Raw genomic sequence first — 15,263 nt, 5'->3', positions numbered from 1 at the left:
GGTGGCGGACTACGGTGGTGGGCAGCCCCGGCGCGCCGCGTGAGAGGCGGCGCGCCGGGGTCCTGCTGCCCCCGCGGTCCGTGGGAGGTGCCTTCTTGCGGGCACGGTCGAACACGCCGAAGAGCAGACTCCCCCCGAGTTCGGCGTAGACGCTCGTCCGTGCGGTCTGTGGGTGTTACTTGAGCGCGCCGGAGGTCAGCCCGGCGCGGATCTGCCGCTGGAAGAAGACGTACGCGAGCAGGACCGGCAGGATCGCGATGATCAGCCCGGCGAACAGGCCGCTCCAGTCGCTGCGGTAGCCCTGGCTGACCGCCAGCTCGGCGAGGCCCTGGGCGAGCACGTAGTGGTCCGGGTCCGGGTTGAGCACCTTGGGCAGCAGGTACTGGTTCCACAGGCCGAGGAAGTTGAAGATGCCGACGCTGACCATGCCGGGGCGGGCCATCGGCAGCATGACCCGGAAGAACACCCCGGCGTGCGACGCGCCGTCGATGAACGCGGCCTCGGCGACGGCGCCGGGCAGCGAGCGGAAGAAGCCGTGCAGGAAGAACACCGTGAACGGCAGGGCGTACGCGGCGTACACGAGGATCAGCCCGTGGTAGGTGCCGAGCATGCCGAGGTTGTCGACGACGAAGAACAGCGGCACCAGGGCCAGGAACACCGGGAACAGCATGCCCGCGATGAGCGTGTAGTACAGGAACCGGTTGCCCGGGAACTCGTAGCGGGCCAGGCAGTACGCGGTCAGCGCACCGAGCAGCATGGTCAGCGCCAGCGCACCGCCCACCACGATCAGCGTGTTGAACAGGTACTGCCCGATCGAGGCCTGCTCCCAGGCCCGCGACCAGTTGTCGAAGCGCGGCGACGCGGGCGGCGTCCACGGGCTGTCGAAGATCTCGGCGTCGGTCTTGAACGACGACATCAGCGCCCACAGCAGCGGCAGCGTCACCAGCGCGGCCCACAGGGTGAGGAAGGCGTGTTTGACCCTCATGCCAGCTCGACCCTTTCCCGCTTGGTGACCCGCAGCAGCAGCACGGCGATGGACAGGGTCAGGAAGAAGATCGCCACCCCCATCGCCGAGGCGTAGCCGAACTTGCCGAAGGTGAACGCGGTCCGGTACAGCCCCAGCCCCATGACCTCGGTGCTGTTGTCCGGGCCGCCCGGCCCGACCGTCATGATCTGCACCAGGGCGAACCCGTCCAGCGCCGCGATGCCCAGGTAGATCCAGCCGACCTGCACGCTCTCCCAGATCAGCGGGAGCGTGATGCGCCGGAACACGGTCATCGGGCCGGCCCCGTCGATGGCGGCCGCCTCCATGATGTCGTCGGGCACCGACTCCATCGCGGCCGAGAACAGCACCACGTAGAAGCCCACCGACGACCAGATCATCACGGCCATCACGCACCACAGCGCCAGGTCCGGCTCGGCCAGCCAGGACTTGCGCCAGGAGTCCAGGCCCACCGCCGACAGCGCGCCGTTGAGCAGCCCGCTGTTCGGGGTGTACACGAACTGCCAGAGCACCGCGATGATCGCGACACTGAGCAGCTGGGGGAAGAAGTACACCACCCGGTAGACCTTGGTGCCCTTCGTGGCGGCGGCCAGCGCCAGCGCCAGCACGATGACGGCCAGCGGCACGACAAGCAGCATCAGCCCGTTGTGGCGCAGCCCCGCCAGGAACAGCGGGTCATCCAGCAACCGGACGTAGTTGTCAAACCCGGTGAACTCCGGTGCGCTGTCGACCCCGTTCCAGCTCGTGAACGACAGCTGGAACGCCTGCAGGTACGGCGACAGCACGAACACGCCGTACAGCGCCAGAGGCACGATCAGCGCCCCCACCAGGAACCGGTACTTGCCGTGCCGCATGGCCGATCACCGCTGGTGCTTGACGATGGAGCTGTCCTTGGCGACCGCGTCGGCGGCCTTCTGCACCCGCTCGGCCCACTGCTGCGGGTTGATCCGCTTGGTGGCCAGCTCGCCGGTGGCGTCGTCGAGCGCCTTGCTCAGCGGGGCGTACCAGGTCCGGAACTTGTAGCTGAACACGTTCGGACCGGCCGCCTTGACCGCCTCGGCGACCGAGCCCAGGCCGCTGCTCAGGCTCAGCCCGTCGGTCGCGCCGGTGACCACCGGCAGCGCCTTGGCGCTCTCGGCGAAACCGCGTGCCACCTTCTGCGAGAACAGGTGCCGCAGGAACTCCAGGCCGCCGGGCACGTTCTTGGCCTTCGCCGGCACGATGAACGACTCGCTGCTGGCCGCCATGACCGCCCCGTTGGGCAGCTTGTCCGAGCCGGTCAGCGCGGGCACGGTGCCCATCACCATGTCGAACCCGGCCGGGGTGACCGCCTGCTGCTCACCCTCCAGCCACGACCCGCACGGGATGAACGCGACCTGGCCCTTGCACCAGGCGTTCTGCGCCTCGGTGTGGGACAGGCCCTCCGAGCCGGGCATGATGTGCCCGCGTACCGCGAGCTGGTGGACGGCTTCGGCGGCGGCCAGCATCGCCGGGCTCTGCCACGCCCCGGGCTGCAGGTTGTCGATCGACTTCACGAGGTCGAAGCCGCCGGCCTTGGCCGCCAGCGACACCAGCGGGTCGTTGAGGTACTCCGGGTACTTGCCCTGCCAGGTCCACGGGTGCAGGCCGGCCTTGGAGATCTCGTCGTTGAGGGTGAGCATCTCGTCCCACGTCTTCGGGAACGTCCACCCGTGCTTGGCGAACAGCGACTTGGAGTACCAGACGCCCCACAGCACCGACGAGTAGTTGAGCACCAGCGGCTTGCCGTCGAACGTGCCGTCGGAGATCACACCCGGCATCAGGGTGTCGCGGACCTTCTTGGCCGGGTCGTCCAGGCTCGGCGCGTCCAGCAGCGACGTCAGGTCGGTGAGCTTGCCGGCCGAGACGAGCGTGGCCAGGTCGAGGCGGCCCGCGCCGCTGTTGTCGACGACGTCCGGCGGGCTGTCGGCGACGAAACGGGGCTGGAGCACCTCGCCGACGCCCTGGATGCCCTTGTGGTCGACGGCGACCTTCGGGAACTTCTGCTTCAGGCTGGTGCCGGCGTCGATAGCGTACTGGTCGCCGTACCCACCTTTGAAGATCACGACCTCCAGCGCGGCCTCGCCGGAGACGCCCAGCGGGTTCTCCGCGCTGGTGTCGCCCTGCTTGACCCTGTCGCCGTCATCGCCGCCCGCGGTGGCGCAGGCCGCCAGGCCCGTGCTCGCCGCGACCGCGGCCACGCCGGCCAGCGCGGTGCGTCTTGTAAGGTTCATCGTGTCGCCCTTCATGCACTTCAGGAGGGGTTGATGGGTTAGGCGATACGCCGGATGCGCCCGGCGTATCGCGCTTCCAACTGCTGGTTGTGCTCATAGCCGCCCGCGATGTTCGCGGACAGGTAGATGGGCGGGGTCTGCCCCGCCTCCGAAAGGCGCCGGACCACCTCGGTGACGACCATCTGGGCCAGCACGGCCGCGGTCACCGACGACACCGCGCCGGACTGGTTCTCCAGGATCACGTCGCCGTATGGAGCGCCGTTGTCCAGCACCACGTCGGCGATCTCGCTCAGCCGCCTGCCGGACGGGTGCCGCGGCTCCGAGCGCGCGGTGTGCTCCAGCGACGTCACCGCGATCAGCCCGTGCCCGCGCTCCTTGATCAGTAGCGCCAGCTCGACCACGACCCCGTTGATGCCGGAGTTGGAGGCCAGCACGAACACGTCCGCGGGCTCGATCGGGGCCAGTTCGTAGAGCCGGTGCGCCACCTCGGTGCGCCGCTCCAGCAGCTGGTCTTCGAGGACCTCGACCGGCTCGCCGCCCCACAGCACGATGTCGCGCAGCGCGATGCGGTTGGTCGGCACCAGCCCGCCGGCCCGTCCCGCGATCTCCATCGCGAGGGCCTCGGAGTGGCCGCTGCCGAAGGCCTGCACCACCCCGCCCGCGTTCAGGCTGTCGGTGATCAGGTCCGCGGCCCGCTGCACGTTGCCGGCCTGCTCGGTGCCCACCTTGCCGACCAGCTCGGTGATGGCTTCCAGGTACGTCTGCGCGTTCATCTCGCTCCTTCGTTGTGCTGTCTTGCCCGGTCGCCCCACCGGGACCGGTCCGCCACGCGGCCGCCTGACGTTCTCCCCCGGCGGCCCCGGTCCCCGGCGGCCCGGTCCCGGCTGTCCGCCCGCGATCAGTCCGCGGCGCTGCGCGGGACGACCGGCCGCGACAAGTCCGCGGCCTCCCGCGCCGCGCGGCGGCGGTGCGAGGTCGGCTCGTCGTGCAGCCGGTGCGCCTGCACGGCACGGGCCGTGACCTCGAAAGCCTCGGTGGTACGCGCGTACGTGCGCTGCGCCACCGCGACGTAGATCAGATCGAGGGCCACCAGCTGGCCGTGTAGCGCCGACAGCGCCGCGAGCCGGAACGTGGTCTCGTGCACCGCCGTGGTCAGCACCACGTCGACGGCCTCGGCCAGCGGCGACTTGTCGAACGAGGTCACCGCGACGGTCAGCGCGCCCTGGTCGGCGGCCTCGGCGAGCACCTCGATGACCTCGCGGGTGCGCCCACTGTGCGACAGTCCGATCGCGACGTCACCCGGCCCGAGCAGCGCCGCGTTGGTCAGCGCCTTGTGCGCGTCCTCCCGGTGCCAGCAGGGCACCCGGATGCGCTCCAGCCGGAAGGCCAGCTCCCGCGCGGCGGTGCCGCTGCTGCCGAGCCCGAACAGCTCCACCCGGTTGGCCCCGGCGATCGCGTCGGCGACCCGGGCCACCTGGGCCAGGTCGAGCCGGGCCGCGGTCTCCTGGATGGCACGGGCGTCCGCACTCGCGATCACCCCGAGCACCCGGTCCATCGGGTCGTCGGGCTCGATCTCCCGGTCGATGTCGGTCTCCCAGCGCGCCTGCGCCTCGCGCCCGCTCTCGGTCGCGATGGCCACCCGCAGCGCCGCGTATCCCTTGAACCCCAGCACCCGGCAGAACCGGGTCACCGTCGCGGTCGACGTGCCCGCTCGCTCGGCGAGGTCCACGATGGAGGCCTGCGCGGCGATGGCCGGGTCTTCCAGGATCTGCTCCGCCACCCGCTGCAACGCGTCGGGCAGGTTGGGCAGCTCCATCCGCATCCGGCCGATCACACCCTGCACAACAATTCCCTTCATCGCGGTCCGTTGATGAAGAAAATTACGACCCACACTCCAAAGTGTCAATCCCACCCAACAAAAATTTTGACCCCCAACCCCGTTACACCCCAGCAATAATTTTGACCACCACTCGCGACGGGACCCACCCCGCGCCGCAACTCTTAAAGACTTGCGCCCTCAGGACGGTCCTGAGGGCGCAAGTCTTTAAGAGTTGTCGCAGGTGGGGCGGGCGGCGGGGCGGCCGGTCGAGGCGGGTAGTCGGGGTGGGGCGGTCGGTCAGATGCGGACGAAGCCGATCATGGCGGAGCCGATGCCGGCCTGGAGGACGGCGGCGGAGAGGACGACAGCTGCGGGCCAGAGGCGTTCGGTGCGGGCGCAGAGCCAGGCGGCGGCGATCTGGAGGTACACGGCCAGGAAGATCCAGAGGCGGACCGTCTCGCCGCGGTTGATGCCCCACAGGTCGAGCACGATCAGCACGGCGACGCCGGACAGGGTCAGCACCGCGGCCGGGTGCGCCGACCGGCTGCGTACCGCGTCCCAGGTCGCGGCCGCGAGCAGCACGCAGGACGCGATCCCGGCGGCCAGCGCCAGGTACCACAGGTTGCGGGTGACCCACATGCCGTACGGCCGCCAGCGCGCGTTGAAGTCGTTGGCGTCGGCCAGCACGTACGCGAAGTTGTCGAACAGGTCGTAGCCGAACAGCCCGCGCATGGCCACGTAGCACGCGGCGAACCCGGCCAGCGCCGACCCGACCAGGCGCAACGTGTCCCGCCAGCTCAGCGTGCGCTGCCGCAGCGCGACGCCGAGCAGCGCCGCGAACACGATGCCCAGCACCAGCGGCAGCGCCTCGAAGAACACGACCAGGTACAGCGCCCCGCCCAGCCCGAGCGCGTACCCGTACCGGTGGGTCTTCAGGAAGCGCACGTGCAGCCACAGCGCGAGCAGGATCGGCACCGGGGAGACGGCGTTGAGCACCGGCGCGAAGTACAGCACGCCGGGCAGGAACAGGCCCAGGACCAGGGCGTACAGCGCGATCCGGCGGTCGCCGGTCAGGTCGCGCACGATGAGCCACAGCAGCACGGCGGACACGTTGGCCAGCGCCAGCACGGCCACACCCATCGCGGCCGGGCCGAGTCCGAGCGCGTCGAGCAGGAAGTACAGCAGCGTCTTGCCGGGCATGTTGGTGCGCGCGTGCGGCGGGAGCTGCTCGACCAGCCCCATGTAGTTCCCCATGAACTCGCCGATCCCCCAGCGCTGCGACGGGGAGTAGAACGAGTTGGCGCGGTCGCTGGCCACGATGTCGCCGAGCGAGGGCAGCGCGTACACCCGCAGCAGCAGCTGCAGCGGGATCACCGCGAGGAACCACCCCGCGACCACGGCCCCGTCGAAGCGCTCGGGCAGACGGCGCGACAGCCAGAGCAGCCCGAGCGCGACCGGCGCGACCACGAACGCGGGCCACACCACGTGCCACTCCCCCGCCGCACGGTCGTACGGGTACGTCCACCCGGCCAGGCGCGAGCCGGTCGGCAGCCGCCGCAGCAGCATCGCGACCAGGGCGAGCACGGTCAGGCCCGCTCCGGCGAGCACCGCCCAGGCCACCAGGCGCGGCACAGCCGGCGTGACCGGGGACGTGGTGCCGGCGGGCCGCTTCTCGACGAGAACCCTGTTCACGTGTCGCCTCTCCTCACCCGTGCGTGCAGTCCGCAGGGGCTAACGAGTCAGCAGGCGAAGATGGCCCCGACCGAGGTCGGGGCCATCTGTCAGCAGGTATTCAGGTTCGGCGGACGGCAACGGGAGCGACACTGCTCCCGGCCCGGATCACCCACGCGACGGCGGGGTGCTCCACGGACTCCGGGGCGACTTTCGCGGCACGCCCCGTCCGCCATGTGCCTTGATCGTTTCCACGTCCACGCCGGCGGCCGATGCCGGCGCGGGTTCTGCGGAGGCCCGCAGAGAGAAGGCGAACATCGCCTCGGTACGGACGGCCGGGGTCACGCCGGCACGACCTGGGTCTCGCTCACGATCGAGAGGATCTCCTCGATCGAGACGTTTGCCCTGCTCGCCACATGTTCGATCGGAACATTGCACGCGATGGCCTCACGGATCGCGGAACGCCACACCTTGTCGGCGTCGTCGGCGCGACCGGCAGATGCCTCGTCCACCAGACACAGCGCCAGATCAGAGTTGACGTACACAGTCGATCTCCTCCTCCATGGGCGCCCGGGGTCTCGGAGCGCCCGAGGGCCGCCCGGCTGACCGGGTGCCCTCACCTGAACAAGACTCCGCCAGCCGGGGGTCCGAAACATCCGCCACCACGCGGAAAGCCCGAACCGGAAGAACCGGATGAATCACCCAGTCAGGCCCGATCAACCTCGCGAGATCATCAGAATTGCCCGGCAGGTGGGGGTATTCCGCACCATGATTCGCACATCTGCCCGGCAAGTCGGACGATCTTCGCGGCGCGACCACGACGGGCGGGAACGGTACAGCGTGGGACAGGTACGTCGGGGGTGGCGGTTAGGCTCCGGCGCATGGTCGATGATCAGGAACTCGCCCTGGCCCGCGCCCGGGGCGACCGGTGGCTGCCCGAGACCAGACCGGAGACCGTCGAGGACGCGGGCCGGTTCGTCGACGGCGTCGGGTGCGCGCTGCTGTTCCCCGCCGCGAACGCGCTCGCGCCCTCGTTGTACGAGACCGTCGCCGACGAGGACGCCGTGGCCTGGGCCGACGGCATGGGCGAGGCCGAGTCCACCGTCTGGACCTGGAAGGACACGCTGCCCGAGGCCGGGCTCGCCTGGTACGGCAAGTTCCTCTTCCGCCGCGCGAGCCTGCTCTCCCCCGACCTGCTCCGGGCGCTGTACACAGGCCCCGGCGAGCCCGACGACCACGAGGACCTGGACCTGCCCCGCGAGGCGCACGAAATCGCGCGGGCACTGCTCACCGGGCCGCTGACCTCGCGCGCGCTGCGCGAGCTGATCGGCGACCGGGCCGCGTACGAGCGCGCCATGACCGACCTGCAGCGCCGCCTGCTGGTAACGTCCGCTGGCGTGCGCGAGCAGCGCGCCGGCTGGCCGGCCTCCATCGTGGACCTGACCTGCCGCCGTTTCGACGTCGGCGGCGGGCACGATGCCCCCGCGGCCGCGCGCCGCTACCTGGAGACCGCCGTCGAGGCGAGCCCGGGGCAGCTCGCGCGGGCGTACGGCTGGACCGCCGCCGTCGCCCGGTCCCACCTGGACGCCCTGGTCGCCGCCGGACAGGCGCGGCGGCGGGGCAACTCCTACCGCAGCCAAGGAGCACCCGATGTGCCACAGTGACGACAGCCAGGCCCCGCAGGCCCCGAACGCGGGCGCGGTCGCCGGGCACGGCCCGCTCGAACTGCACGCCGAGGACGGCAACACCCTCGCGGCATACCGGGCGATCCCGCAGACCCCGAACGGTATGAAGATCGTCGTGCTGCCGGACGTACGCGGCCTGCACCCGTTCTACGTGGGGCTGACCCAGCGTCTGGCCGAGGCCGGGTACGAGGCGATCGCGATCGACTACTTCGGCCGCACCGCCGGGGTGTCCCAGCGTGACGAGAGCTTCCCGTTCATGGAGCACATCCCGCAGGTCACCCCCGCGCACGTGCGCGCCGACACGGCGGCGGCGATGGCGGTGCTGTGCGAGTCCGAGCCGGACGCCTCGGTGTACACGATCGGCTTCTGCTTCGGCGGCAGCCACTCGTGGCGGCTGGCCGCCTCGGACCTCGACCTGGCCGGGGTGATCGGCTTCTACGGCAAGCCGGAGCGGGTCGCCGACGTCGTCGACGAGGTGGACAAGCCGATCCTGATGCTGGTCGCGGGTGCGGACTCGACGCCGGTGAGCGAGTTCGAGAAGCTGGCCGCGCAGTTGGAGGAGGCCGGCGTCGCCCCCGAGATGCACGTCTACGAGGGCGCTCCGCACTCGTTCTTCGACCGCTCGTTCGCCCAGTGGGCCGACGCGTGCACGGACGCGTGGAACCGCATCATGTCCTTCACCACCCGGCATCGGCACTGACACTCTGAGCCATCGATACCGGCCCTGTGAGAGCGCTCTCACATGGCCGGTATTACGTTATGCCGTCCCGCGACCGTCACGCTCCGTCCACGTCGCGGGATTAACTCAGATGCCATGGCCCGGAAACATTGACGTATCGAGGGGTTGCCCGATAGTTTGCGCGCAGAGAGCGCTCTCACAGTGTTCTCCGCACACCGTTCCTCCGCTTCTCCCGCCATGCCAGCCCCAGCCCCGGAGGCCATGCACATGGAACCGTCCATCCGGTCCGTGACCCCAGGCGTCGCACGCCGCGCGGGTCACCGACGCCACTCCTGGGCGCGCCACCGCGCCCTCGTCCTCGGCGCGGTCGCCGTCCTGTCCGCCGCCCTGTTCGGCATCGCCGTCGCGCAGACCGCCCAGGCGGGCACCGTCGGCGCCGGCAGCTACCTCGACAGCCTGCCCGCGGGCCGCTCGCTGCCCGTCGGCTGCGGATCGCTGTCGACCAACCCGCGGCAGTACGTCACCGCCAACGCCCCGGCCGGCGGCGTGCCCACCAACGACTGGTGGTCCTCGCTGCTGTTCAAGAAGTTCGACTGCAGCTACAGCGAGCCGCTGCACGCCCACCCGATCTCCTACGACACCCTCGCGGGCGGGCTCGGGTTCTCCTACAACACCACCGCCGCGATCAGCGGCAGCGCGACCGGTCCCGGCGAGTTCCACTACCCGTACGTGCAGGACATGCTCGTCGGTGTGGCCGGGCTGAACTCCCCCGACACCAAGGTCGACGGGTGGAGCGACTGGACCGTGACGCCGTACTGGAGTGACGGCGCGCGGACCATGAAGGCCACCATCGGCCACGGCCTGCCGTTCGCGTACTTCCAGATCACCGGCGGCAACGCTCAGCTGACCACGGCCGCGACGCCGACCGTGTGGTCCAACAGCGGCGGCCAGATCGGCTTCAACGTCAACGGGCGCGACTACGTCGCGTACGCCCCGACCGGTTCGACCTGGACCGTCAGCGGCACGTCGATCAGCTCGACGCTGAACGGCCAGGGCTTCTTCTCGGTCGCGGTGCTGCCCGCCGGAGCCGACCGGGCCGCGCTGGCCACGACCTACGGCCAGTACGCCCACGCGCACGTCACCGGCACCCGGGTGTCCTACAGCTACAACCAGGCCGCCAGCACGCTGAACACCACGTACACGTTCACCACCACGGCGCGGCAGGGCTCGCAGACGGCCACCGTCGCGGCGCTGTACCCGCACCAGTGGAACAGCCTGACCGGCGCGTCCCCGCTGGCGAACACGTACACCAGCGCCCGCGGCCAGATGAAGATCCTCACCGGGATCGGCTCGTTCACGACCTCGATGAAGTACACCGGCGTGCTGCCGGAGATCCCCGCGGTCGCCGACAGCTCCGGCGCGGACCTGACCACGATCACCAACTACCTCAACGCGGTCGCGGGCAACCCGGCCGACTTCCGCGGCGACGACACCTACTGGACCGGCAAGGGCCTGGGCCGGGCGGCGCGCATCGCGGAGATCGCCGACCAGCTCAACCTGACCTCGATCCGCGACACCGCGCTGAGCACCATCCGCACCCGGCTCAACGACTGGTTCACCGCCTCGGCGGGCAAGACCACCCGGGTCTTCTACTACAACAGCGCCTGGGGCACCCTGCTCGGCTACCCGGCCTCGTACGGCTCCGACCAGGAGCTCAACGACCACCACTTCCACTACGGCTACTACGTGGCCGCCGCGGCGACCCTGGCCAAGTTCGACCCGACCTGGGCCACCAACAGCCAGTACGGCGGCATGGTGGACCTGCTGATCCGCGACGCCAACAACTACGACCGCACCGACACCCGCTTCCCGTACCTGCGTGACTTCGACATCTACGCCGGTCACGACTGGGCGGCCGGGCACGGCGCGTTCGGCGCGGGCAACAACCAGGAGTCCTCGTCGGAGGGCATGAACTTCGCCAACGCCCTGATCCAGTGGGGCCAGGCCACCGGCAACGCCGCCGTGCGCGACGCGGGCATCTTCATCTACACCACGCAGTCCGCGGCGATCGCCGAGTACTGGTTCGACGTGCGCAACCAGAACTTCCCGGCCGCCTTCGGGCACAACACGGTCGGCATGGTCTGGGGCGACGGCGGCGCGTACGCGACGTGGTTCTCCGGCGAGCCGGAGATGATCCAGGGCATCAACATGCTGCCCATCACCGGCGGCCACTTCTACCTCGGCGACAACCCGGCCTACGTGCAGACCAACTACAACGAGCTGGTCACCAACAACGGCGGCGCGCCCACGGTCTGGCAGGACATCCTCTGGGAGTTCCTGGCCCTGGGCAACGGGCAGACGGCGCTGAACAACTTCAACGCCAACAGCGGCTTCACCTCCGAGGAAGGCGAGTCCAAGGCGCACACCTACCACTGGATCCGCAACCTGGCCGCGCTCGGCAACGTGGACAACACGATCACCGCGAACCACCCGCTGGCCAAGGTGTTCAACAAGAGCGGCGTGCGCACGTACGTCGCGTCGAACATCGCCAACACGGCGATCACGGTGACCTTCTCCAACGGCACCACGCTGAACGTGCCCGCCTGCAAGACGGTCACCTCGGGGGCGTTCACCTGGACCGGCGGCAACGCCTGCGGCGGCGGCAACCCGTCGCCGTCGAACCCGCCGTCGTCGCCGCCCGCCTCGCCGAGCCCGTCGCCGTCGGCTCCGCCGTCGCCGAGCCCGTCCACCTCGCCGAACCCGCCCGGCACCTTCGCCGCCACGCGTTACCTGGTCTCCGGCGGCGGCCTGCCCGGCACCGCGGGCGGCGCGGGCACGGCCACCGTGGCCGCGGCCAACGGCAACTGGGACGGCGTGCCCACCAACCCGCAGGTGTTCACCGCCACCGGCCTCAACGCCACGCACAACGGCGGCGCCACCAACTTCGACATGTACGTCGACGCGGGCGCAGGGGTCGGCAACGCCACCCAGGTCCGGGTGTCGTACGACTTCACCGGCAACGGCAGCTGGGACCGGCTGGAGACGTACAACTACTTCCCCACCGACCCGGTCGCCGGCTACGAGCACTACACCCACGCGTCGGGGGTGAAGACCAGCACCGGCTCGTTCGCCGCGCTGGCCAACGGTTCGGTCCGGGTGGAGGTGTGGAGCGCCATCGGCAACGGGGCGACCACCCTCGGCATCGGCAACCAGTCCCGGGTCGTGCTGCCCTACACCGGCACCACGAGCCAGCCCTCGGTCAACGTGGCCCTGAACAAGCCGGTCGTGGTCTCCAGCACCGAGAACGCGAACTTCCCGGGCTCGGCGGCGGTGGACGGCAACACCACCACCACCCGCTGGTCCAGCGCGTTCTCGGACCCGCAGACGATCCGCGTCGACCTGGGCCAGACCTACTCCATCAGCCGCGTGCGCCTGGTCTGGGAGGCCGCCTACGGGTCGGCGTACCAGATCCAGACCTCGCCCGACGGCAACACCTGGACCACCATCCGGTCCGTCACCGGCGGTGACGGCGGCGTCGACGACCTCACCGGCCTGACCGGCTCCGGCCGCTACGTCCGCGTCAACGCCACCACCCGCGCCACCGCCTGGGGCTACTCCCTCTTCGAATTCGAGGTCTACGCCCCGTAGCAGTTGGTGAAAGGCAAGGAAGGGCACCTTCTTATCGCTACGCGTATAAGAAGGTGCCCTTCTTCACGCCCATTGCGTGTGACCTGCGCATAGGGCGCGGCCATAGCCGGGGGTGCGGGGGTGGGCCAGCGGCGCTGATGCGGCCCTGACGCCACCGTGACGCCCTACTCGGAACCTGTTGTCACCGCTCCATTCGACACAGGAGGAATCATGCGAAAGCTCCACCGGGCCGCGATGGTGATCGCAGCGTTCGCGATCGTCGGCCTCACCGCCCCGGCCGCGCCCGCCACCGCGGCGGAACCGGTCGACAAACACTGCGTCGCCCGCGCCAACGTGGCCGAGCCGCAGGCGATCTGCTTCGACACGTTCGACAAGGCGCTGCAGTTCGCCAGCGGCGGCGTGCTCTACGACCTGCCCAAGGGCAGCAGCGTCGCGGCGAAGGTCGACGCCCTGAACGCCAAGTTCGGCGTCAACGTCGTCAACACCGTAATCAGCATCGAGTACACCGGCAGCAACCACACCGGCTCGGACCTGATCTGGGTCGGACAGTCCGGCAACTGCAGCACGTCGACCGGCAACACCGACTACACCATCTCCAGCATGCCCGCCGGCTGGGACAACGTCATCACGTCGTACCGGGCCTACGCCAACTGCTGGATCAAGCACTTCGAGAACACCGGCCACGGCGGCGCGGTGGTCGGCTACGAGGGGACCCGGTCGTACATCGGCGGGGCCTTGGACAACCGCACCAGCTCGCAGCGCTGGAGCTGATCGTCGCAGCCGAGATCCGGGGCAGCTTCGCCGGCGCGGAGCTGCCCCGGCTCAGTACGACGGATGCACGGCCACGACCATCGCGGTCGCCGCCCAGTCGGACAACTCGTCGCCTTCCCGCCAGTCCTGGTAGCGGGCGGCGAGCAGGCGGCGAGGTGAAGCATGCTTGAGGTCAAGGCGCTGTGACGCGGAACAACACCGCGTCTCCGAAGTGGTCGGTGCGCGCCTGCGGGTAACGGCGGCGCAGCAGCGATCCGAAGAAGTCCGGGCTGGTCAGCGCGGGCACGTCGGCCGTGAACGCCTTCTCCGCCGGCCCGCCGGTGTAGACCAGCACCACCTCGCGCGCCTGGCGCAGCGCCAGCCGCAGGAAGCGCGACAGCTCCCGCTGCTCCATGAACCGCCACACGTCCACGCTCACCACCGCGTCGAACCTGCCATCCGGGTACGGCGACCACACCCCGAGCAGGTGCAGGTTGGTCGCCGACTCCGGCCGCCCGTGGTCGTAGGTCGCCGACCCCTCCCCGAGCGCCACCTCTTCGGTGCCGAACGCCTGGCACAGCACCGCCCCGGCCAGCTCGGCGGCCAGCAGCGACGACACGTCGGGCAGCCGGCCGAGCCCCAGCTCGGCGCAGCACGCCAGCGCCCGGCGGTAGTGCCGGATCTTCCGGGTGACGTCGCTGGGCGCGGGCATGTCCACCAGCTCGGCGGCCAGGCTGCGGTGCTTTCGCCGGAACAGCTCCAGGTTCTCCTGGTAGTCGCCCGCCAGGTTGGTCAGGTCTCGGACCGCGGGCACGTGGAACCCCGCGGCCAGTCCGTCGTAGCCGAACCCGGCGTCGCCGAGCACGTGGTGGATCCGGTACGCCAGGTCGGTGTCCTCGAACCCCCAGCGCGCCCCGTACGCCTCGTCGAACAGGCCCGCGTCGAGGACCACCTGCCGGGGCATGGACACGTTGTTGGTCAGCGCGAACACCCACGGCGCACCGGCCAGCCACTGGTCCGGCTCGCTGTCGCGGCCGGGGACCCGGAACCGGAAGTCCTCGTGCACCGGCCGCACCAGGTCGAGCGTGAGCGGTTCACCGGCCTGCGCGGCGGCAAGCACCGCCCAGTCGCCCTCGTAGCGCTTGCCGATCAGCACCGAGGGTCCGTCGCGCCCGTCGTGGAAGGCCAGGTGCCGGGCCAGCAGGTGCGGCTCGGCCAGCACGTCGCTGTCGAGGAAGCAGACCAGCTCACCGGTGGCAAGCCGCACCGCCTGGTTGCGCGCCGCGGCTCGCCCCAGGTTCGCGGGCAGGCTGTCGAACCGGAACCCGAAGGGGTACGCCGCGGCGGCCAGCTCGGCATACGGCGCCGGATCGGAGCCGTCGTTGACGACGACGACCTCGAACAGGCCGGGGTCCAGGGTCTGCGCGCGCAGCGTGGACAGGGTCAGCGCCAGCGTGTGCGCGTCGCCGAACGTCGGGATGAGCACACTCAGCCGCGGAACTCCGCCGGACATGTCACTCCTTCAGCGGCGGGGCCGCGCTCTCACGGGGCTTACCGTCCGATCCTGAAGGTTTCGGGAGAGCGCTTCAACAACTACTCATCCAGTGGAACATGTCGATAGGTCGACATCGAAAACCATTTCGCGGGCAGGACCGCCCGGTGCTACCTTGACGGCGTGATCTTCTCGTCGTGCCAGGTGATGATGCCCCGCTTCCGGGGCTGCTGACACGCGCGTTCACGACCGCGAGGCCCGAGT

At 70.2% G+C, this 15,263-nt stretch carries 12 protein-coding genes; 4 read left to right on the top strand and 8 right to left on the bottom strand.

From position 1 onward, the window contains the following. Nucleotides 1–175 precede the first annotated feature (175 nt). The 7 genes from ACFQO7_RS18230 to ACFQO7_RS18200 form a co-directional block, all read right to left on the bottom strand. Nucleotides 176–985: a carbohydrate ABC transporter permease gene (locus ACFQO7_RS18230; protein ID WP_376807461.1), complete on the bottom strand. Its 810-nt coding sequence runs from the start codon at nucleotides 983–985 to the stop codon at nucleotides 176–178. Next, complete coding sequence (locus ACFQO7_RS18225; protein WP_376807460.1) at nucleotides 982–1,857, bottom strand: carbohydrate ABC transporter permease; 876 nt, start codon at nucleotides 1,855–1,857, stop codon at nucleotides 982–984. Before ACFQO7_RS18225 ends, ACFQO7_RS18230 begins: the two co-directional genes overlap by 4 nt. A 6-nt stretch (nucleotides 1,858–1,863) precedes the next feature. Next, complete coding sequence (ngcE, locus tag ACFQO7_RS18220) at nucleotides 1,864–3,255, bottom strand: N-acetylglucosamine/diacetylchitobiose ABC transporter substrate-binding protein (protein ID WP_376807459.1); 1,392 nt, start codon at nucleotides 3,253–3,255, stop codon at nucleotides 1,864–1,866. A gap of 38 nt (nucleotides 3,256–3,293) precedes the next feature. Beyond that, complete coding sequence (locus ACFQO7_RS18215; RefSeq protein ID WP_376807458.1) at nucleotides 3,294–4,028, bottom strand: sugar isomerase domain-containing protein; 735 nt, start codon at nucleotides 4,026–4,028, stop codon at nucleotides 3,294–3,296. A gap of 125 nt (nucleotides 4,029–4,153) precedes the next feature. Next, nucleotides 4,154–5,113 (bottom strand): MurR/RpiR family transcriptional regulator, encoded by a 960-nt coding sequence (locus ACFQO7_RS18210; RefSeq protein WP_376807457.1) that lies wholly within the window; start codon nucleotides 5,111–5,113, stop codon nucleotides 4,154–4,156. 258 nt (nucleotides 5,114–5,371) lie between these two features. Beyond that, on the bottom strand, nucleotides 5,372–6,766 hold the full coding sequence (locus tag ACFQO7_RS18205) for a hypothetical protein (protein ID WP_376807456.1): 1,395 nt from the start codon (nucleotides 6,764–6,766) through the stop codon (nucleotides 5,372–5,374). 320 nt (nucleotides 6,767–7,086) lie between these two features. After that, the gene (locus tag ACFQO7_RS18200; protein ID WP_360535056.1) at nucleotides 7,087–7,290 is read right to left on the bottom strand and encodes a hypothetical protein; all 204 of its coding nucleotides are present in this window, start codon (nucleotides 7,288–7,290) and stop codon (nucleotides 7,087–7,089) included. A gap of 336 nt (nucleotides 7,291–7,626) precedes the next feature. Between ACFQO7_RS18200 and ACFQO7_RS18195 the strand changes: the two genes are divergently transcribed. The 4 genes from ACFQO7_RS18195 to ACFQO7_RS18180 all read left to right on the top strand — a co-directional run bounded on the left by ACFQO7_RS18195 (nucleotide 7,627) and on the right by ACFQO7_RS18180 (nucleotide 13,528). After that, nucleotides 7,627–8,409: an AlkZ-related protein gene (locus ACFQO7_RS18195; protein WP_376807455.1), complete on the top strand. Its 783-nt coding sequence runs from the start codon at nucleotides 7,627–7,629 to the stop codon at nucleotides 8,407–8,409. Then, nucleotides 8,396–9,130: a dienelactone hydrolase family protein gene (locus ACFQO7_RS18190; RefSeq protein ID WP_376807454.1), complete on the top strand. Its 735-nt coding sequence runs from the start codon at nucleotides 8,396–8,398 to the stop codon at nucleotides 9,128–9,130. Before ACFQO7_RS18195 ends, ACFQO7_RS18190 begins: the two co-directional genes overlap by 14 nt. Nucleotides 9,131–9,370: 240 nt before the next feature. Further along, a complete protein-coding gene (locus ACFQO7_RS18185; RefSeq protein WP_376807466.1) occupies nucleotides 9,371–12,757 on the top strand; it encodes a glycosyl hydrolase in 3,387 nt (1,128 codons plus the stop codon). Nucleotides 12,758–12,967: 210 nt separating this feature from the next. After that, a complete protein-coding gene (locus ACFQO7_RS18180; RefSeq protein WP_376807453.1) occupies nucleotides 12,968–13,528 on the top strand; it encodes a hypothetical protein in 561 nt (186 codons plus the stop codon). Nucleotides 13,529–13,700: 172 nt separating this feature from the next. On the opposite strand, the gene ACFQO7_RS18175 is transcribed toward ACFQO7_RS18180, so the two are convergent. After that, entirely contained in the window at nucleotides 13,701–15,020 is a 1,320-nt protein-coding gene (locus ACFQO7_RS18175) for a glycosyltransferase family 2 protein (RefSeq protein ID WP_376807452.1), read from the bottom strand. Nucleotides 15,021–15,263: the final 243 nt, after the last annotated feature.

This window comes from Catellatospora aurea (genome assembly GCF_042663325.1).
GTDB lineage: Bacteria > Actinomycetota > Actinomycetes > Mycobacteriales > Micromonosporaceae > Catellatospora > Catellatospora aurea.
The sequence above is the reverse complement of the archived record's forward strand: the minus strand, read 5'-3'. Positions and strand labels throughout refer to the sequence as shown.